At 44.2% G+C, this 20,331-nt stretch carries 19 protein-coding genes; 5 read left to right on the top strand and 14 right to left on the bottom strand.

Annotation, left to right across the window (positions count from 1 at the left end; all coding sequences use genetic code 11):
* Positions 1 to 123: 123 nt before the first annotated feature.
* The 14 genes from NTX44_05435 to NTX44_05370 all read right to left on the bottom strand — a co-directional run bounded on the left by NTX44_05435 (position 124) and on the right by NTX44_05370 (position 14,499).
* Complete coding sequence (locus NTX44_05435; GenBank protein ID MCX6121041.1) at positions 124 to 753, bottom strand: SH3 domain-containing protein; 630 nt, start codon at positions 751 to 753, stop codon at positions 124 to 126.
* Positions 754 to 861: 108 nt separating this feature from the next.
* Entirely contained in the window at positions 862 to 1,272 is a 411-nt protein-coding gene (locus NTX44_05430; protein ID MCX6121040.1) for an OsmC family protein, read from the bottom strand.
* A gap of 13 nt (positions 1,273 to 1,285) precedes the next feature.
* Complete coding sequence (gene queC / locus NTX44_05425; protein ID MCX6121039.1) at positions 1,286 to 1,993, bottom strand: 7-cyano-7-deazaguanine synthase QueC; 708 nt, start codon at positions 1,991 to 1,993, stop codon at positions 1,286 to 1,288.
* Positions 1,990 to 2,358 (bottom strand): preQ(1) synthase, encoded by a 369-nt coding sequence (gene queF, locus NTX44_05420; GenBank protein ID MCX6121038.1) that lies wholly within the window; start codon positions 2,356 to 2,358, stop codon positions 1,990 to 1,992. Before queF ends, queC begins: the two co-directional genes overlap by 4 nt.
* A 117-nt stretch (positions 2,359 to 2,475) precedes the next feature.
* Positions 2,476 to 3,138, bottom strand: coding sequence for a radical SAM protein (locus tag NTX44_05415; GenBank protein ID MCX6121037.1), 663 nt, complete (start codon positions 3,136 to 3,138; stop codon positions 2,476 to 2,478).
* 6 nt (positions 3,139 to 3,144) lie between these two features.
* Positions 3,145 to 3,516, bottom strand: coding sequence for a 6-carboxytetrahydropterin synthase QueD (gene queD, locus NTX44_05410; GenBank protein MCX6121036.1), 372 nt, complete (start codon positions 3,514 to 3,516; stop codon positions 3,145 to 3,147).
* 122 nt (positions 3,517 to 3,638) lie between these two features.
* On the bottom strand, positions 3,639 to 6,389 hold the full coding sequence (locus NTX44_05405; GenBank protein ID MCX6121035.1) for a valine--tRNA ligase: 2,751 nt from the start codon (positions 6,387 to 6,389) through the stop codon (positions 3,639 to 3,641).
* Between the two features lie 116 nt (positions 6,390 to 6,505).
* A complete protein-coding gene (locus NTX44_05400; protein MCX6121034.1) occupies positions 6,506 to 7,318 on the bottom strand; it encodes a ParA family protein in 813 nt (270 codons plus the stop codon).
* A 44-nt stretch (positions 7,319 to 7,362) separates the two neighbouring features.
* A complete protein-coding gene (locus NTX44_05395) occupies positions 7,363 to 8,034 on the bottom strand; it encodes a fumarylacetoacetate hydrolase family protein (GenBank protein ID MCX6121033.1) in 672 nt (223 codons plus the stop codon).
* Between the two features lie 122 nt (positions 8,035 to 8,156).
* A complete protein-coding gene (locus NTX44_05390; protein ID MCX6121032.1) occupies positions 8,157 to 9,983 on the bottom strand; it encodes a T9SS type A sorting domain-containing protein in 1,827 nt (608 codons plus the stop codon).
* A 56-nt stretch (positions 9,984 to 10,039) separates the two neighbouring features.
* Positions 10,040 to 10,183, bottom strand: coding sequence for a hypothetical protein (locus tag NTX44_05385; protein ID MCX6121031.1), 144 nt, complete (start codon positions 10,181 to 10,183; stop codon positions 10,040 to 10,042).
* Positions 10,184 to 10,423: 240 nt separating this feature from the next.
* Positions 10,424 to 11,416: a cohesin domain-containing protein gene (locus tag NTX44_05380; GenBank protein ID MCX6121030.1), complete on the bottom strand. Its 993-nt coding sequence runs from the start codon at positions 11,414 to 11,416 to the stop codon at positions 10,424 to 10,426.
* A gap of 17 nt (positions 11,417 to 11,433) precedes the next feature.
* Positions 11,434 to 14,121, bottom strand: a complete 2,688-nt coding sequence (locus NTX44_05375) for a T9SS type A sorting domain-containing protein (GenBank protein MCX6121029.1) — start codon at positions 14,119 to 14,121, stop codon at positions 11,434 to 11,436.
* A 30-nt stretch (positions 14,122 to 14,151) separates the two neighbouring features.
* Complete coding sequence (locus NTX44_05370; protein MCX6121028.1) at positions 14,152 to 14,499, bottom strand: hypothetical protein; 348 nt, start codon at positions 14,497 to 14,499, stop codon at positions 14,152 to 14,154.
* Positions 14,500 to 14,669: 170 nt separating this feature from the next.
* Here NTX44_05370 and purM point away from each other — a divergent pair, with 170 nt between their 5' ends.
* From purM to NTX44_05345, 5 genes are read left to right on the top strand one after another with little or no spacing between them, the layout of a single operon-like run.
* Positions 14,670 to 15,680 carry a phosphoribosylformylglycinamidine cyclo-ligase gene (gene purM / locus NTX44_05365; GenBank protein MCX6121027.1) on the top strand — a complete coding sequence of 337 codons (1,011 nt, stop codon included), beginning with the start codon at positions 14,670 to 14,672 and terminating at the stop codon, positions 15,678 to 15,680.
* A 23-nt stretch (positions 15,681 to 15,703) separates the two neighbouring features.
* Positions 15,704 to 16,198 carry a DUF2721 domain-containing protein gene (locus NTX44_05360; protein MCX6121026.1) on the top strand — a complete coding sequence of 165 codons (495 nt, stop codon included), beginning with the start codon at positions 15,704 to 15,706 and terminating at the stop codon, positions 16,196 to 16,198.
* A gap of 12 nt (positions 16,199 to 16,210) precedes the next feature.
* Complete coding sequence (locus NTX44_05355) at positions 16,211 to 17,386, top strand: glycosyltransferase family 4 protein (protein MCX6121025.1); 1,176 nt, start codon at positions 16,211 to 16,213, stop codon at positions 17,384 to 17,386.
* On the top strand, positions 17,383 to 18,774 hold the full coding sequence (locus tag NTX44_05350; GenBank protein MCX6121024.1) for a flippase: 1,392 nt from the start codon (positions 17,383 to 17,385) through the stop codon (positions 18,772 to 18,774). The genes NTX44_05355 and NTX44_05350 overlap by 4 nt, the downstream gene beginning before the upstream one ends.
* Positions 18,771 to 20,330, top strand: coding sequence for a polysaccharide deacetylase family protein (locus NTX44_05345; GenBank protein MCX6121023.1), 1,560 nt, complete (start codon positions 18,771 to 18,773; stop codon positions 20,328 to 20,330). Before NTX44_05350 ends, NTX44_05345 begins: the two co-directional genes overlap by 4 nt.
* Position 20,331 lies beyond the last annotated feature (1 nt).

The raw sequence follows: 20,331 nt of genomic DNA, 5'->3' as shown, positions 1-20,331 counted from the left end.
TGGTAGCGATTGGAGAGATAATGAAGTAAAGGTAGAAAACTGAACCTCTCCGATCCCTGAAAGGGGTCGGAGAGGTAAGGCTGAATCAATCCGATCGCTGAAATCGGTCGGATTGGTGACTTGTTACTGCACTATTTCCAGATACTTATAAATCCACCCGATCTTTTGTTGGTCGGCACTAGCAACATAGTACCACATATCACCCTTGCTGTCCCGAAAATTTCCGAGTCTAAAAACTTCTTCGTCTTTATATAATGTCCCAAGTTGCTGAGATTTTGTCGAGGGACTTTGCCTCATCCGGATGGAAGGTTCGTATGTGCAGCGCATTTTCACGAACAGGGACGGTTCTTGTTTGATATACTGTGCTAATGTACGAGAAAGTACTTGATAGTAATTCAGCAGTAATAATTCTTTCTCGTTCAATTTTTCTTCACCGCCGGATTTTTCACGCGATGCCTGCAATTCATCCTGTACCTGCTGCATATTATGAAGTGTCTCGATGAGGAAGCGGCGACTCTCAATATTCTTTGCTACCTGCGCCTGCGTCGCAGTCATATAGAGTGAATAAACAGACATTGCTACTGCTGCGACAGAAACAAGAATAGTAATAATATTCGCAAGATTGAATCTCACACTGACGAATTGATGGCAGTGATGGCATACGCGTGCACCATCAGGGATATCCAGTCTACAGTGCGGACATATATTGCGATGGGCGACTGGAATGGGTCGATTTGTACCGGGTTGATTCATACTTTTCTCCGATGGATTGAGAGAGAAACTTGATTTGAACCCCCGTGAAAGGAGTTGAAATAGTTTGAGAATATTGCGAAGGATTTCTGATGGGAACATGGTTGTTCCTTAATCAGGGAACCGGAAATGAATATCCACTGCCACATCCGGGTGTATGCTCTGCTTTACCGGGCACGAAGCAGCAGTTGCTTTCAACTTTGGACGAAAGTTGAGTGGAATACTTTTCGGCATGTCAAACTCTAATACTATCTTCACGATCCTGCGGGGTGAGTCCGTGGACATGTGCTTCTCGGTATAAATCTTTGTGCCTTCCAATTTCACATTCTCACGTTCAGCAATCATCCCAGCCGTTGTGATAACACAAGTGGCAAGCGCCGTAACGACTAAATCTGTAGGCGAGAAACTTTCACCTTTTCCATGGTTGTCTATCGGCGCATCGGTGATAAGATGAACGCTGCTCGGACCATGGATGGCTTCGCACCGTAACTCGCCGATATATGTTATATTCTGGTGAACCATTCTGGTATACCTGTTATGAAATATATCGAGGTCGTTGTGCGTACTGAATTGGATCCTCAATTCCGGCAATTTGAAATGCCCGCAGACGTAGTGCACAACTGTCACAAACTCCGCAAGCGCGATCTTCGTTTGTATAGCACGACCATGTCAACTCAAAAGGCGCATGCAATTCTATCCCGCGCTTTACGATTTCAGATTTTTTTAGATTGATGACAGGAGTACTGATTGAAATCTTCGTTTCTGGTTTTGTTCCTAAATCAATGACTGTATTGAAGGCATCGTAAAATTCTTTTCGGCAATCGGGGTACCCGGAACTATCTTCTTCCACTGCGCCGATGAATACATATTCTGCTCCGACAACTTCCGCCCAGCTTACTGCAACAGATAAAATGTTGGCGTTTCGAAATGGAACATACGAAGTCGGAATATCGTTTTTCTTAGAATGAAAAAGTGTTTCCGGATCGGCTTCTGTCACTGCCATGTGCCTGTCGGTAAGACTGGAGCCGCCGATGGATTTAAGATGCGTCAAATCTGCAATGAGCCGCTGCTGAACGCCGTAATGTTTGGCAAGTGCATGAAAGGCCTTCAATTCACGCTGTTCTGTCCGCTGACCGTAGTTCACATGCAAAAATGCTAATTCGTACTGAAGATTGGCGATAGCAGCAGTGACGCAGCTATCCATTCCTCCACTCACCAGCACAACCGCGCGTGACTTGCTCATGAAATTTTATGTTTCCCTTTTTCTGAATGTACGGTCTTGACGGTTGTCTCAATGCCGCCGCGCGCCGTAAAGCTTCCGGTCACTTCGATCCACTTTGGGTGCAGCATCGACACGAGATCGTCAAGAATTTTATTCACAACCGTCTCATAAAAAATACCCATCGAACGGTATTCAAGAAAATAGTACTTCAGCGATTTCAGTTCGACGCATTTTTTTCCTGGAATATAGTTGATCGTGATTGTACCGAAATCAGGCAGGCCGGTCTTTGGACAGACGGAAGTGAATTCCGGATTCACTATCGTGATAGTATAATCGCGTGTGGGATATTTATTATCAAACGTTTCAAGCTTGTCAATAGGGTTCATGGAAGGTTCCTTGTTTCTTTCTTGTATCACTTTCGTCACATTCTTCTTGACGAATACAAATTCTTTCCATCTGCGAAATCTCTTATCAGTGGTACATCAGCGTAATCTGGGTAATCATTATACTCCTCTTGCCTTCGGATCCCAAATATATTTATGTATTTGGATTTGGAACTGCACTTGTATGTGATCGCGAAGAATCCACTCTGCTAATGTACGATTTTCTAATGTACCAAACACAGGTGACATGAGAACTGTGCATCGGTCTATTAAGTTGTACTTTTGTATGACGTTCTTTGCCCACTCGTAATCGGTTTCATGTGCGATGACAAACTTTATTTCATCCCGTGCTGTCAGTGCTTCTAAGTTCTCCCAACGATTGCGCTTTTCCATCAAACTGCCGGGGCATTTGACGTCCATAATTCGTTTCACCCGCGGATCAATTGTACTGATATCGCGATGACCACCGGTTTCAATCATGACAACATAGCCGTCATCACACAGGCGCTTCAAGAGGCCGTGAACATTATCCTGGAATAAAGGTTCGCCGCCGGTGATCTCCACCAGGCTGCATTTGTACGATTTTACCTGTTCCAGTATTTCATCCATGTGCATCGTCCTGCCTTCTTCAAAGGCATATGTAGTATCGCACCAACTGCATCGCAGGTCGCAGGCAGTGAGCCGTACAAAGACGCAGGGTTTGCCGATTTGGGAGGATTCACCTTGGATACTGAAAAAGATCTCGTTGACGACGAGAGTATCTTGAGAAGAATTGTTCTTCAATGCGTGTTATGCTTCTGAATACTTTGCGGTGTATTTTCCAGTTTCGCCAATCGCTACAAAGGACAGACTTATCTTTGCTGGCAAACATTTTTTCAGCTCTTCAAAAATATACCGTGCGATATTCTCAGATGTTGGATTAAGAGCTTGGTCGAAAGGCGGTGTCGTGTTCAAATCGCAGTGATCGAATTGTGCAACAATCTCTTCTGTCTTTTTCTCAAGGACATAGAAGTCAACACTCATTCCGAGATGATCGAGAACCTCTGTTTTCGCTTCGACCGTGACTTTCCAATTGTGTCCATGAGGATGTGAACACGGTCCGTTATATCCGCGGATGATATGTGCGGCGGAGAATTCTGTTTCAATTGTGGCTGTGTACATAACAAAGTCCAAAGTAAAAAGTGAAAATTTAAAAGTAGAGTCCGATCACCAGATCGGACAATATAAAAGCAATGGAAATGTCCAGTCGGTGACTGGACTCTACTACTGATTAACTCACAAGCTTATTGGCTCAATTGCTCCAAGCTTACTTTTAACTTCTCCATATTCATTGTCATGTTCTTTTGTTTCTCGCGTTCTTTTTCTACGACATCTTTCGGCGCCCGCTCGACGAAACTGGCGTTTGTTAATTTCTTCCCAATACTATCGATCAATCCTTGCAGGCGTGCGATCTCTTTTTCCAATCGTTTCCGTTCGGCATCAAGGTCAATGATACCAACAAGCGGAACATAGATTTCCGTTCCATCAACGACTGCGCTGGCGGATGCTTTCGGGCGTTCAAATTTTTCCGATTCGCGAGCCCATGTTGGCACTGTCTTTGCTCGACAGAGACGGTCGATATAGTTGAGAAGTCCTTGAATATAGTTTGCATCGAGAGCTAACTTCTCGCCAAACTCACCGTGAAGATGCATATGCACTTCAATTTGTTTTGACGGCGCAACATTCAACTCGCCGCGGATATTTCGCACCGCCTCGACAACTTTGATGACGAAGTTCAATTCATCTTCAACTATCTGATTGATGTGATGTTCATTCGCGATTGGGAAAGCAGTGCGTACGAGCGATTGTCCTTTGCGGTCGCTCAGATTCTGCCACAATTCTTCCGAAATGAACGGCATCACCGGGTGCAGCAAACGGAGTGCTTGATCGAAAATCCAAAACGCACGTGTTACGACGACAGTTTTTACATCCTGCGGTTCCTCGCCGTAAAAACGCGTTTTCACCATCTCCACATACCAATCGCAGAAATCATGCCAGACAAAATCATAAATCACCTTTGTTGCTTCATTGACATGGAATTGGTTGAGCGAGGTGTTGAATGATTTAATAGCGTGATTGAGCCGGGAGAGAATCCACTGATCGGCAAGATCGAGATATTCCATCGACAATGTGTCGAGGGAGATGTTTTCTGCGCCGATGATTTCCTGCTTATTCATGAGAAGAAAACGGCCGGCGTTCCAAATTTTATTAGCGAAATTGCGGCCAAGATCGCATTTCTCCGACGCGAACAGTACATCCTGACCGAGCGGAGAAAGGTACGCGATGGTGAAGCGCAATGCGTCGGCGCCGTACTGATCGATAACGTCGAGCGGATCAGGTGAATTGCCGAGCGACTTGCTCATTTTGCGGCCTTGTTCGTCACGAATGATGCTGGTAAAATACACATCGTGGAACGGGATCAAGTCCTCATCTTTTTTGCGCGGTTTGCCGTCGCGGCCCGGCGTGCCTTTCATAAATTCCATATTCGCCATAATCATCCGTGCGACCCAGAAGAAAATAATATCGGGTGCGGTGATAAGTGTGTCGGTCGGATTGAAATAATGCAGATCCGCATTATCTTCCGGCCAACCAAGAGTAGAGAATGGCCAGAGCCAGGACGAGAACCAAGTGTCTAGTACATCTTCATCTTGACGAATCGGGACGTCGGCAGCAACGCCCAGTTTTTTGCGTGCTTCTTCTTCATTGCGTGCCGGGACATAGTTACCGTCCGGTGCATAATACACAGGAATGCGATGTCCCCACCAGATCTGGCGCGAGATACACCAGTCGCGGATGTTTGTCATCCAATGCTCATACACTTTTGTCCAGCGGTCCGGATGAAACTGCACTAAACCTTCGTGCACGACACGCAATGCCGGAGCCGCAAGTGGTTTCATCTTCACAAACCATTGATCCGACAGCCATGGCTCTATAATAGTATGGCATCTATAGCATTTGCCAATGTTGTGTACATAAGGTTCGGTCTTCACTAACAAGTTTTGAGCTTCCAGATCTTTCACAAGCTGTGCGCGGCACTCAAACCGATCCAATCCTTCGTACTGTTTTGGAACAGATGAATTGAGATGCGCAGTTTCGTCAAAGATATTCAATTGTGGAAGTTCGTGCCGCTGGCCAAGAAGGAAATCGTTGGTGTCATGCGCAGGAGTCACTTTCATAACACCAGTCCCAAAACTCAGATCAATATAATCATCAGCAATAATTGGTAGTTTACGTCCAACAATTGGCAGTATTGCTGTCTTGCCAATCAAATGTTTGTAGCGTTCATCTTTGGGGTGTACGCAAAGCGCCGTATCGCCGAGCATTGTTTCTGGCCGCGTTGTAGCGATGAGTGCATGCTCGTCTGAACCGACTATCGGATATTTGATATAATAGAGATTGCCGTTTGATTCCGCATGATCGACTTCGTCGTCGCTGAGCGCGGTTTGATGCTGCGGGCACCAGTTGACGATGTACTTGCCGCGATAAATAAGTCCTTTGTCAAACAACCGGATGAAGACTTCTTTCACCGCATTCGATAATCCTTCATCCATGGTGAATCGCTCGCGTTCCCAATCGCAGGAGACGCCGAGTTTGCGCAGCTGCCGGATGATGGTGCTGCCGTATTTTTCACGCCATTGCCAAACGAGTTCGATAAATTTTTCTCTGCCGAGATCGCGGCGATGCTTTCCTTCTTTGGCGAGAGATTTTTCAACAGCGTTCTGTGTTGCAATGCCTGCGTGATCAGTTCCGGGAATCCAGCACGCTTCGAATCCCTGCATACGTTTCCATCGAACGAAGACATCTTGCAAAGTATTGTTCAGCACATGCCCCATCGTTAAAATACCGGTAATGTTCGGCGGAGGAATAACGATGGTATAAGGCGCTTTATCTTTATTCACAGCAGCGTGGAAGAGGTGATTTGATTCCCACCAGGAATACCATTTATCTTCAACTTCTTTCGGATTATATGCTTTGGAAAGTTCTTGTGTGCTCATTCGGGTTCTGTCTTTGATATAAAAAAGGGTGGTCTCTTAGTACCCGCTCGTCCATTTCATTATCAATTAACGAAAAAAGGGGAACGAAATCAACGACAGGAGGGAGAATGCTGAAATTATGCAGATTGGATTTGCGTAGTAATTGATGTTTGAGGTTGCTGCGCTGCTTCGTGACGGCTAATGAGTTCGCGTGCAAGTTCTAAATACGCCAACGTACCTTTCGATGCGGCGTTAAAGAGCACAGCCGGTTTACCATAAAACGAAGATTCTGTGAGATGAGTGTTCTTTGGGATAATTGTTTTAATCAAATGCTTACGATAACGCAATTGCAATTCGCGATCAGTTATTTCTGTTACTTTCGTGTGCGGCTCGTACATTGTTTGAAGGATACCTTCAATTTGCAGATTTTTGTTTGCGGCTTCGCGAATCCAGTCAAAGTATTTGAATAGTTTGTCAATACCCTCCAGTGAGAAATGCCCAGACCGAATTGGTATAAGTACAGAATCAGCACACGTGAGTGCATTGGTCGTTAATCCGCGCAGGAATGGCGGTGTATCGATAATGATGTAATCATAGTGCGGTGCGATCGTGCGGAGAATGTTTTTCAGTAATGTGCGATTCTCAGCAATACGCATCATACGCTCTTCCGCCTGTGTGGAAGTAATGTTTGTGGGAACAAAATCCAAGAATGCAAGATCGGTTCGATGAATCACCTGAGCCATCGAGTGCATGAAGTTGAAGACTTCGTATAATCCGCCTTTGGTTTTCTCCGGTGTGAAACCGAGCGACATACTGCACGCGCCAAATGGATCTGTGTCGATGAGCAGGACGCGTTTTTCGAGTACGGCGAAACTTGCGGCAAGGTTTACCGCCGTTGTTGTTTTCCCAACGCCGCCTTTTGGAATCGCTATCGTGATGATTTTAGTCAAAACAGTTTTCAGTTACAGTTGTCAGTTATCAGCAATTCGCTTTATTATTGCACGCTTACAGACAAAGATGTTAATATATTTTTATCGGTATCAAGCAATGAAGCTTCTAATTTATCACCATGCTCTACGCGTGAAACGCCTTCCGGCGTGCCGGTGAAAATAATATCTCCGGGCTCAAAGGTGATGAACTGCGAGATGTAGGCGATAACTTTATCGACAGGGAATACAAATTTGCTCGTGCTAGATGATTGCCGAAGCTTTCCGTTGATCAACAATTGGACAGTAAGTAAACCAGGATCGCCTACACTCTCTGCCGGAATAAATTCCGAAACAGGTGCAGAGGTATCGAACCCCTTGGCAAGTGCCCACGGAAGGCCTTTTTTCTTTGCTTCATTCTGGATATCACGCATCGTCATATCAAGCCCAATTCCATATCCTGCAACATGCTTCAAAGCGGTGCAACGGTGAATGTTGTTTCCCCTTTCACCTATCAGTATGGTCATCTCAACTTCATGGTGGACATCGTTCGATATCTCAGGCAGAACAATTTGTCCGCCGTTATGGATGATCGCGCTTGGAGGTTTGAAGAAGAATACAGGCGATGCGGGTACTTCGAATTTCATTTCTTTGGCATGTTCAGCGTAATTCTGCCCGAGGCAAATGATTTTGCCAACAGTGTAAAACTTATCCGTGCCGCGAAGAATAACTGATTTCATTGGGCTGACCTTGCATTGGACGAATCAATATAATGAAGCGGCGGAAGAATGGCAAATAGAGAAAAATGAAAAGCCCTATCGCATTTCTGCGGCAGGGCTTTCTCAATGATCAATCCTGTATCTTACTTCAAAAGGAGCATTCGTTCGGTTTTTGAAAAACTGCCGCTTTCCAGCCGATAGAAATACACTCCAGAGGGCATTGCTATGCCATTGTTTGCTTTTCCAGTCCACGTTGTATGATAGACACCGGCGTCTTGAACTTTATCGACTAATGTTGCAACCGAGTGACCAAGAATATCAAATACCTCAATTTTTACAATTCCTTTTATAGGAATGCTGTATTCGATGTTCGTGCTCGGATTAAATGGATTGGGATAGTTCTGCTTAAGCATAAACGAAGTTGGCAAAGCAATGGAAACGCGTTGGACATCCGTTTGCGGTACTGCGGTACCAGATGCTGTATAAGAATATATTACTTGAATATTAGGATCCGTATCCATAACAACGAAATGAATTTCGTTATATGTGGTACCAAATAATGGTTCTGTGAAATCAACATTTCTGGTTACATCAATTACGCGTTTTGAGGATCCTATTTCAACCGCTTTAATAATAAGAGCAGAATTGCTGGATGTAAAAGTAGCATGCAATTGGGAACCAGATTTAAAAGCAAGATACTGGACAGCATAATTTTTGACAGTGTCGGTTGTGAGAGCAACATTAGGATTGAAAAATGTTCGTTCTAATACCTTTGGAAGGTTGGGATAGGAGTAACCGTATAATAAGTCGACAGATCTATCATCTAAGATATTAGCGATGAACCAATCCTGCAAGATTCCATTGAACCGTAGGGGTGAACCGTATGCTTGTAATCCGGCATCAATCCCGGCAGTTCCGTGTTGAGTGCTGGCAACTATTTTTTTAAATACTCCAATACCTACTTGATCGCGTATGTAAACAAAAAACCGGGCAGCTCTTGAATAATCGTTAAGCACATGTGTCAAGTCACCACTGCGCCAATCAAGGAGATAGTGATTGGGTTCGGATGCGTAATATGACTGTGAGTAAATTGGAAACCCGCAATTTACTTCTGCAAGTACCGAGCAGCCTTCATTTACAAAAGATATTTCAGTAGGATCGTAATGGAAATGAATCATGTGTTGGAATTCATGTGCAAGTGTTGAAATTCCGGTTGTTAACCCTCCTGATGTTGTAAGCTTAAGCGGATTCGTATCAATATAAAACATCTCTGCGAAATTACTTGTGCTATATCCATGTTGCGAGGGATTAATTTCATTGAATGGCTGGAAGTACCCTCCAACAAAACCACCGCTGCCGTTGTAACCGTCTTTAATATTGAGGAGCAGAATGATGATTCTCGGGTCTTGATCGACATCGGGTGGATTGCCGAAGGCGGAAGTATCCGTAGCAAAAATTCCCTTGGAAGGATTAGCAGGTGTTTTGGAATCAAAATATATTCGTATGGAATCAACGGCAGCTTGATTTACACGAGTGATCCAGCTTGAGTCTTCCACAAAAATATAGCAGTTGATGCCCACAGCACGGCATGTCGAAGGTACTTGGTACCTGTCGCTGATTAAACCGGTAACCAAATTATCTGCGTACCATGATTTAGTAGAGCCCACTGTGAATGTCCATGCGGTTTTGAGTAGTGTACTCGATTTGAGAGCTTCTGGATGTTGTACCACAAAATTTCGCACTTCAAGCTCTTGTTTCCAGAGCAAATCTGATGCATGAATCAGGTAGCTATTCGGAGGTATGCCCTTCTCTGCCACTATCTTTTCCATCTGCTGTGCAAGAAGGGTTGTGCAAACCATGAAACCGAAAACAAGAGCTATGAATTGCCGAATGAAATAATGTTGCATCCGAGATCTTCCACTGTGTGTGAGATGATCATCACTTGACTCTGCGTTTATTTTGATATTCAATCTTTACATCCTCTTTTTGTTATCCGAATCAGTTTGTTCCGTATAGTCGATGATTGTCAATATCTTCTCTTCATAAACGAAGACACTATAATAGTGGTTCCCGTCGCCATCATTTTTAAGAAGATGTGCGCATGATGATGCATATCGAATGCGAGAGGAGCAAATGATGCTATTGCAGAAGCAGGTCGATAGAGGATCATTGTCTTCCTTATGCGTGTTCAATAAGCATTTCAGCTAACTGACCTGTCAACAATAAGTAATGAAACAATTATAGAATGAAGCGGTGGAAGAATTGCCCCTGAAGAAAAATATTAAAGCCCTGTCACATTACTGCGTCAGGGCTTGAATGATTTATATAACGGAAGCGTTGAAAATCTTTTTTTCCTCTAGAGGCTTTTCATTTCTCCTATTTCAAGTGAATGAATGATAGACCCAATCATTTATTGAATTCCCATTGTCAAGTTCTCAATCTGGAGCGTATTAAAATTCGTGATCGATGAACCATCCGGTTGGAGAATCTGTAGTTTTGACGCATTGATCGTAATCGGACTACTGCCGGTATTTATCGCACGGCACTTTAACTTGAGTATTACACCGCTTCCAGCAGCTGTGCTGCCACTGCCCGCAGTAAATGTTGCCCCCAAGCTCACGCGCCCCGCAGTGTTGTCCAACTTTTTCAGAATAAGTGCTGAACTGCCGGATATGTACGGGCCGGCTATAACATCCCGTATAGCTATTTTGTCGGTTGGGAAACCGAGCTCAATTGCTGTTCCAAAAACATTGGTCATATTATAATAGACCACCAGCACTTCAAATCGAGAGCCATTCTGTACTGTAGAAGCACTGGAGTATACTGTTGCAGCAAACTTTGCTCCATTAGATGGATAGGTCCAGGTTTCTGCAACAATAGCGGAATACACTACGCGGATCGAATGAGACGCCGTGACATTCACGAACGAATAACCAATCAGCGAGTCAACTTCCACTCCATCCACAAACACTGAATCAACCTGATAATTCGCATCCGGTGTAAAAATGAATCTCTGTGTGCCGCCATAATCCACACCTACTACATTCGATGGAGTGATCGACCCATGCGGCCCGACGCTCGGTGTTAAAGTGAATGAAGCAAGTTTGAAGGTGACACGGATCGTATGGTTAGTATTTACATTGATAAATGTATAACCGACAGAGGAATCTACCTTCACACCATCTATTAATAAGACATCGACTATAAAGCCAGCGTCAGGCATAAAAACAAACCTCTGTGATTGACCAGATTCTACGGTCGTTGCACTTGAAGGATTGATCATCCCATTCAACCCAGCTGTTGGTGTTATTGTATATGTTGATGTTTCCGGTGATGTTGTGCTCTTGCTGCAACCTCCTAAGATGAGGAGGACAATTGGAATTATTACTCTATATTGTTTCATTGTTTTCCTCATGGAGATTATTTAATAAGAATCATTTTTTTAACGTCATGATAGGAACCTGCTTTTAATTTGTATATATATATTCCGCTGCCAACCTTAGATCCGCTGAATGTTTCCCCTGCCCAAGAAACATCATAGGTGCCGGCTTCAATACCAGATAAAACTTTTTCCCACACTAATTGCCCGAGGATATTGAAAATCGAAAGACGAACTTCTTGTATTTTCTGCGGAAATGTGAAATGAATAGTTGTTGAGGGATTAAATGGATTGGGATAATTCTGGTATAATGCAAAATTCAAAGGGACGTTGTCCGTATGCTCGACAAGCGATTGATTCATATAGGAAGAGATCGCATTACGAATAGAACGCATCGGTCCGGTCGCACCATTCCGGTCAATCTCCTGCAACAATTCCTGGCAAATGGCACTGCGTACGAGTCCAGCCGGCACACCGCCAGTCCTTGTTGCATTCCAGTTTTGAATAATGGCTATAACATCATTAGAATCTATCTTGCCATTACCATCACAATCTGCATAGCCGGCTTGCTCCGGTGTCCATGGTGGATCGATGTATTGCTTTTGCCAGGTATTGGATCCGTTTAAACGAGGTGAACCCGTTTTCCCATAATACAATCCAATCGGTAAAATATCTCTTGCGTCTACAATGCCATCGTTATTTGCATCACCGGGGTACAACACCGAAGCCGGGAAACTAACATATGCCCGTATTAAATAGTTAAACATCATATCGGGGGCGGTACTGCTGACGAAATTGTACCATTTAGCTCCGCTTGTAGATTCCGACGAATAAGAAAAACTTGTCGGTGTACTGCTAACAGGTGCGAGGGTGGTCATAACATAGTTGTAGGTGGTTCCATCGGTTGTACTATATGCACCTTCCACAATGAATGCCACTGCGAAAGGTGTGTTTGTATTAATATTCAAAGAACGAACATCAATAGTCACCCAATTAGGCCACGGAACAGGATAGGGAGAAGGCGGAGTTGATAAACCTTTTACCGTCAAATTAGTTGTAATAGGTTGACCTAGGGGAGACGGACTGCTAAGGCCCGTCGATCTCCAGATTCCCCCTCGTATCGTACTACTGCGGCGGAGTGCCACACGGATAGAATCGAGACTTCCATCCTGCACGGCATCGAAAGTAACGCAAACAGTATCATTTGCAGCAAGCGGAAGAACGCCAACAGGTTCAGTATAGTCATACATCAGTTCGATGGGTTTACTAGCACCGGAGGCTTGATATGTAAAAGTATAAGAGAGTGAAGGATCGGTGTTCATGACGACAAAGTGAACCTCGGTATAAGTGCTGCCATAAAGCGGTTCGGAGAATTCTACCCCGCTTGTAACATTAACAACACGTTTTGATGAAGCGCCAATCTCAACTGCTTTTACAATCAATGCCGGATTGCTCACCGTAAACGTGGCTTTTAACTGCGATCCATTTTTAAAGTTGATATATTGAACAGCATAATTTTGGACGGTATCATTTGTAACGGATACATTAGGACTCAGGAAGACGCGTCCTTTTGACTTTGGGAGATTGGGATATATATATCCGTACTTTGTATCCACACTCCTGTCGTTCAAAATATTTGCGATGAACCAATTTTGTAGTATATCGGAAAACTGTACTCCTGCACCGATTGATTGCAACGCAGCATTGATACCTGCCGTTCCAGTAAGCGTGCTGGCACTGGCAACAAGCGGTCTAAAAAGCCCCATACCCACCTGATCCCGCAGATACACAAAGAAGCGTGCTGCGCGTGAATAATCATTGAGAACAGCCGTATAATCATCACGGCGCCAATCAAGGAGATAATGGTTCGGTTCAGCAGCATAGTATGACTGTGGATAAATTGGAAACCCGCAATTCACTTCAGCAAGTACCGAACATCCTTCCTTCACGAATGTTAACTCGTTTCCATTGCGATCATAATTGAAGTGAATCATATGTTGGAATTCATGCGCTAAGGTAGAAAGTCCGCCGTACAGTCCGCTTGTAGTGGCGAGGTCAAGAGGATTGGTGTCAAGATAAAATATTTCCGCGAAATTGCTTGTGCTATAACCTGGTGATTCAGAATCGATTTCATTAAACGAATAAAAATATCCTTCTACGTAGCCGTTCGTCCCACCACTCGTATATCCGTCTTTTATATCCATCATTAGGATAATAATCTTCGGATCGTTATCAACATCAGGCGGGTTGCCGAAAGCATCAACATCTGTCTGATAAATTCCTTTGGCTGGGTTGGCAGGTGTTTTTGAGTCAAAGTAAATACGTACAGAATCGACCGAAGACTGACTTACCCGTGATCCCCAGCTCGCATCCTCCACAAATATATAGCAATTGGTTCCAACAGCGCGGCAGGTGGAGGGTACGAGATAGCGATCTGAATTCTTTTGTGTAATTAAATTATCTGCATACCACGATTTCGTAGCACCGACAGAAAACGATGTTGTCTTCTTAAGAGAAGTTCGCTGCAGAGCACTCGGATGTGCTTTTATATACTCCCGAACTTCAAGTTCCTGCTTCCAAAGTAAATCCGAAGCATGAATGGGATAACTTTTTTGTCCAATGGTACCTATTTCTGTTGCTTGTACGAATTGTTGTCCCCAAAGCGCTGTAGTGCAGAGGATGGATCCGATAAAGAAACCGATCAGTCGTTTTGCTAAACTGTGTATCATACAGTATCTCCTAAGAATGCCAAAAGGTAATTATTGGCGTTCGTAACTTATGACCCGTACGGTTATTCCTTCCGGGGTATTCTCCAACGTGTCGTACTGAATGCGCATTTTTTGACCTTGTTTTGTATTCAATTCTTTTTCTATCTCCTTTGAGCAGCGGAGAACGTACATTTGATTTTGAGTGGTCTGAAGGCCGAGCTTTGTAAACGGGTCATTTCCGATCGCAAAGATTGTTCCTTCCAGAACGCCCTCTGTTGGTAAAGATGATTGAGATGTCGAACACGATCCGCAAAGAAGTCCTAGGAAAATGATAAGGATAACAATATGTTTCATAACAAATATAAAGGATAGTGAAAGAAAAGAGTTGAGATTGGTCACACTCGAACTCCCATATGTATTAAACCGATTCCAATATAAAGAAGCCGAGGAAAAAGAGCAAGGAAAACTCCGTTATTATTTGTGCAATGGATATTCGTTCTCTCCTTGTTCAAGGCAAAAAAATCTGCTATCTTCAATCAACAGAAATTTCTTATCAGGAAGTTCCATCTATGTCTACATACGAAGAATCTGGTGTTGATATCGACACTGGTGAAGAACTTATCCGTCGCATTAAAAAACCAATTCGTTCCACGTTCAATCGCAACGTGCTTACGGACATCGGCATGTTTGGCGCTTTTTATCGTGCAGACTTCAAAGCCATCAAAAAGCCTGTGCTTGTCTCCAGTGTTGATGGTGTTGGCACAAAGTTGAAAATTGCTATTGCTATGAATCGTCATACTACAGTTGGACAGGATTTGGTGAATCATTGTGTGAATGACATCTTGGTCTGTGGTGCAAAACCGTTGTTTTTTTTGGATTATTATGCCACCGGTAAATTGTCTCCGGATGTTGCCGAACAAGTTGTTCTTGGTTTTGTGAAAGCGTGTAAAGAAAACGACTGCGCACTCATCGGCGGCGAAACAGCAGAAATGCCCGGCATGTATGGAATGGAAGACTATGATATTGCAGGAACCATCGTTGGAATTGTTGAGGAGAAAAAAATATTAAACGGGAAAAACGTCAAGGGGGGCGACGTGCTCATCGGCTTGCCTTCCACCGGATTACATACGAATGGTTATTCACTTGCGCGCCGCGTTTTGCTCAACAAGTTTGCGCTTGATATCCATCTTGATGAATTAGGTAAAACTTTAGGCGATGCGCTGCTTGCTGTCCATCGTTCATATAAGCAATCGGTTCATCCGCTGCTGAACTCCTCTATTTCAAAATATATTCATGGTCTATCGCACATCACAGGCGGCGGCATCGAAGGTAATACAATGCGCGTCGTGCCGAATGGATTAGCACTCAATGTAGATTGGAATGCATGGGAGAGGCCCGCCATTTTTAATCTCATCCAGCATGTTGGCGAGGTGCCGGAAGAAGATATGCGTCGCACATTCAATCTTGGTGTAGGATTGATTTTGCTTGTGGATCATCGAGGCGTCGATGCTGTTCTATCTGCTCTGAAGCGGAAGAAAGAAAAACCATTTGTGATGGGTGAGATCGCGAATAAAAATTAATGAGAATGTAAAGGCCGAAGCACATGAATAATCCGAATCTTTCCGAAAACTTATCTGTCATCCAGGCAATTCAATTAATTCTTGCTCCCGGTGTCATGATCAGTGCATGCGGGCTTCTGCTGCTCGGCATTAACAACAAATTCACGAGTGTTCTCAATCGCATCCGGATATTGACAGAAGAAAAAAGGAAGACGATCCTCAATGCAGCTCAAAGGGATTTTCTTTCTGTTGAAATCCAGCGTATTGAAAGCATCACCCGGCAAGTGGCAGGACTTCTGAACCGGGCGCGGCTCATCCGGAATTCAATTTTTTGTTACCTTTGCGCGGTCGGCTTGTTCGTCGTCACTTCGTTATTGATTGGCACTGATTATTTTGTAGCAGTGCTTCAGCTTCGTTATTTGATTCTCGGTACGTTCCTGAGCGGTATGGTTGTTGTCTTTGTAGGCGTAATCTTCGGAGTGCGCGACACGATGAAAGGATACAACATCGTTAAGTTTGAGGTACAGGTGGACGAATAGATAGTCCCGCCTATGAAAATCTCCATCCTGAATGCCGGTCAGCAAACCGATTATCTTTACGGAATTGTCTCAGGACTTTCCGAGATACCATCGTTGGAGATAGAAGTCGTTGACTCCGATAGTTCGGTCGGTGTGATTGATACATTTCCGCGTACTACGCTCTATAATCTTCGCGGAGATAATCTTTCGACACAAACTATATTTACAAAAGCTTGGCGTATCAGCAAGTACTATCTACGGCTACTTTGGTACACAGCGCGTACACAATCAGAAATTTTTCATATTCAATGGGAAAACAGTATCTCACTTTTTGACCGGACAGTTCTGATTCTCTATTATAAGCTGTTTGGCAAAAAAATGGTTTATACTGCTCACAATATTTACAAAGACGCGCGCGATGGACGGGCGACCTTTCTTCAATGGATTTCACTCAAAATCATGTATCACCTTATGGATTGTGTTATTGTCCATACACAAAAGATGAAAGACGAACTTTGTTCGCTCTTTCATGTCTCACCGGAAAAAGTTGTTGTCATTCCCCATGGGATCAACAATCGCATAGCGCGGAGCGGGCTTTCGCAAAAAGATGCACGCGTAAAACTCAGCATTGAATCGACGGCACATGCAATTCTTTTCTTTGGCCAGATTAATGAATACAAAGGTATAGAGAAATTGATTGATGCGGCATCGTTGCTTGTTCGTGAAAATCCAGAAGTTGTGCTGATGATCATCGGAAAGCCAAAGCGGAAGTCGAACTATGCGGCAAAATTGAAATCGCAAGCAGCGAAAATTTTACCGGAGAGGAATGTTCTGTTCAGGTTCCAATTCATTCCAGTTGATGAAGTGGAAACGTACTTCGCTGCTGCAGATTGTCTTGTTCTCCCGTATAAAAGAATTTTTCAGAGCGGTGTCATTTTCCTTGCGTACCGATTTGGCTTGCCGATTATCGCAACGGACATTGGCAGCTTTCGCGAGGACGTTCTTGAAGGGGTAACCGGTTTTATCTGCAAGCCGGATGATGCTGAAGATATGGCAAAGAAACTTCAGATGTTTCTCAACAGTCATTTGTTTCATGTGCGGGAACAAACCCGCGCATACATTATTGAGTTTGCCGAACAAAAATATTCATGGTCGAATATTGGCAGACAAACGTATGAAGTATATGAAAAAGTCATGAAGCACTCATGAAACGACTTTCTAAAAACTTTCTTTCACTTCTTTCCGCAGATATTGCACGCCGTCTCTTGGGTTTTATTTCCGTTGCATATCTGGCGCGTGTGTTGGGGAAAGAAGGTTTCGGTGCTGTCAATCTAGGTTTTGCTGTGTTGGCGTACACCATGGTCTTGAGTGCGGCTGGCTTTCCTACACTTGGAACGAAAAAAATAGCACAGGGCGAATCTCCAGAATTGGTAGGCAGTGTGATCGGCAGCAGGTTGATTGCGACAATGATAGTGCTGTTCGTTGTTGCGTTCACTGTGCTGATCACAGTTCCGAATGCAACGATCGCGTGGCTCATCATCATATTTTCATTTGCCGTACTCCCGCAAATATTTTTCGTTGATTGGTTTTTTCAAGGGAAAGAGACTTTAGGAATTGTCAGTGCGGCGAGAGTAACGCAGGCAATCGTCTATCTCGCTGTTGTCCTCATTTTTGTCCGCACGATTAACGATATTGTATGGGTAGCACTAGGAAGTATTGCCGGTGAATGTCTGGCGTCGGTATTGTTGTTTATACGATTTCGTATGAAGCATCACGATGTTCACATTCATATGAAGCCGTCGCTGCGTCTTTTGAAACAGTCCATTCCGCTGGCAGTGGGGGTTGTTCTTACAACATTAGTGATTAATTACCCGCCGATTGCGCTTGGTGTTTTTACAACCACTGCAAATGTCGGCACGTTCAGTGCAGCGAGCAAGCTTGTCTATTTCTTGCTCATGGGCGATCGGATTCTCGTGTTGCTGCTTCTGCCGGCATCGGCGCGCAAGTACTCTGATTCCCCGGAAGCATTCAACCGCATGCTGACTGATGCAATGCGATGGATTCTTATCATAAGCCTGCCTGTTGCTGTTGGTGGAATATTGATCGCGAACCAACTTATTGCGATAATCTATGGAGCCGAGTACAGTTCATCGGTCGCTGTGTTTCAGGTGTTTATTTGGTATTTCTTTATTACGATGATACACACAGTGTATTCTGCCGGATTGATTGGCGTAGGCGAAGATAAATCGTACGGTAAGATTATGCTTATAACAGCTTTCGCATATATTGTGAGTGTCACGACCGGGGTGTGTTTCTTTGGAGCGATTGGAGCTGCCTTCGGTGTCGTTCTCTCGGAAGGCATAAGTGTTTTGCTGATGAAGCGTTCACTTCAGCGGGTTATTCCGCTTTACCCGCCGGGAAAAATATTACGTGTGGTTTTTTCCGCCGCGATCATGGCAGTGTGTGTTGCAATTGCTATTCCGTATGGATTGTTGTGGGGAATCCTTTTGGGAATTGGGTGTTATAGTCTTATGTTGATGCTGCTCCGTGCAGTTACTTGGCATGATATTACAGAATTAATAACGAGGTTCTTATGAACTTGAAAATCGGAATACTTGGCGGACATGCCGGATGGAAAATCCTTCTTCAGCAAATCGGTGTGCCGCATGCAGTCGTTACAGATTCATTGCTTCCAGATGAATTTAGTGTTGTGGTGGTAAGCGATATGGTGGATGATCGTGAGTCGGAAATGCTTCGTCAGTATGTTGGCCTTGGAGGCGCAGTGTTATGTTCGGTAAAAGTGTACGCGCGTATCCGGCAGATAACAGCTCAACTCGCACACATAGATTATCTGTATCCGGCACAGAATTCAATGTTTCATTCACTTGGCATCATCGATGTGTATGCCCGGTGCCAGCTTGCATGGAATGCCAACGAGCTCAAAACCAACCGCGGCAGTTTTGCGGCTCGTGTAGGAACACAGGTAGATGATTTAGTGATCGCCTTGCCGTTTGATCCTGCGGCACTGGCGACGGATCGCCGTGCAGCAGTGAAATCATTTTATTCACCGGAAAGCCGACTTCCTTTTGAAACAGTCTCACGAGTTTCAAAAGGAGAAATTCGAGTATTAGTTTTGAGTTGCCTCGAGCTTCTTCATCATCGTCGCGGATTGCCGTTTGTTCATCTCTGGAATTTCCCCCATGGTGCACGCTCATTATTCTGTCTGCGAATTGATACGGATAATGGAACAGATGAACAGTTAAAAGATCTATCTCTTGTTGTCCACCGAAACGGGATTTCTCCGACATGGTTCGTTGACGCTAAAAATCATGCAACTTCCATAAAGTCCTATGTGGAGATGAATGAACATGAGGTTGGTGTGCATTGCTTCGATCACGAGACGTTTCCGGATTATGAAAGCAATGTTCAGAATATCCGTAAAGCACAAGCATTGTTACGCAATTCAGGATTTCGTTTACACGGATTTGCAGCTCCCTTTGGCACTTGGAACGATGAACTTGGCCGTGCAATTGTTGACTGCGGTTTTGAATATTCGTCAGAGTTTTCGTATGATTATGACAACTTGCCGAGCTTACCACGGCTTCAGAACAGTGACGGTGCATTACAGGTGCCGATCCATCCGATTTGTATTGGCAGTTTAAAACGGCATGGCTATAACAACGAGCAGATGATCAGGTACTTTGCGAGTGTTGTTGAGCGAAAAATAGCAGTTCACGAACCGATCATTTTCTATCATCATCCACGGGATATGCATCTCGATGTGCTGGAATGGCTTTTTCAAGAAATGCGCTACGAGAAAGTACCGGTAAAAACGATGGGCGAATATGCATCGTGGTGGAACATGCGTACAGGATCAATTCCTGAATTACAGCATGCAAATGGCAAAGTGCGTTTGCAAGGTGTTCGGCTCGATAAATCGCTGTATATTCGCATTGCACAACCGAATGGGACAGAAGCCATTATCCCCGCATCAGAACACATTGTGCTGGAAACTGTTCGGTGGGAACCGAACTCTGCAGCGTGGACGATGCCGGAAGACTATTTGCGCGCACGACGGTTTAACTATCGCATTCCGCTTGTGCGCGGTGTAAACGCCGCAATGAATTTACTTCAAAAGAAGAAAAAGGCGTAGG

It is taken from the genome of Ignavibacteriales bacterium (assembly GCA_026390575.1).
GTDB lineage: Bacteria > Bacteroidota > Ignavibacteria > UBA10030 > UBA10030 > Fen-1298.
Note: the sequence above shows the minus strand (reverse complement) of the source record. Positions and strands in the feature narration are given on the sequence as shown.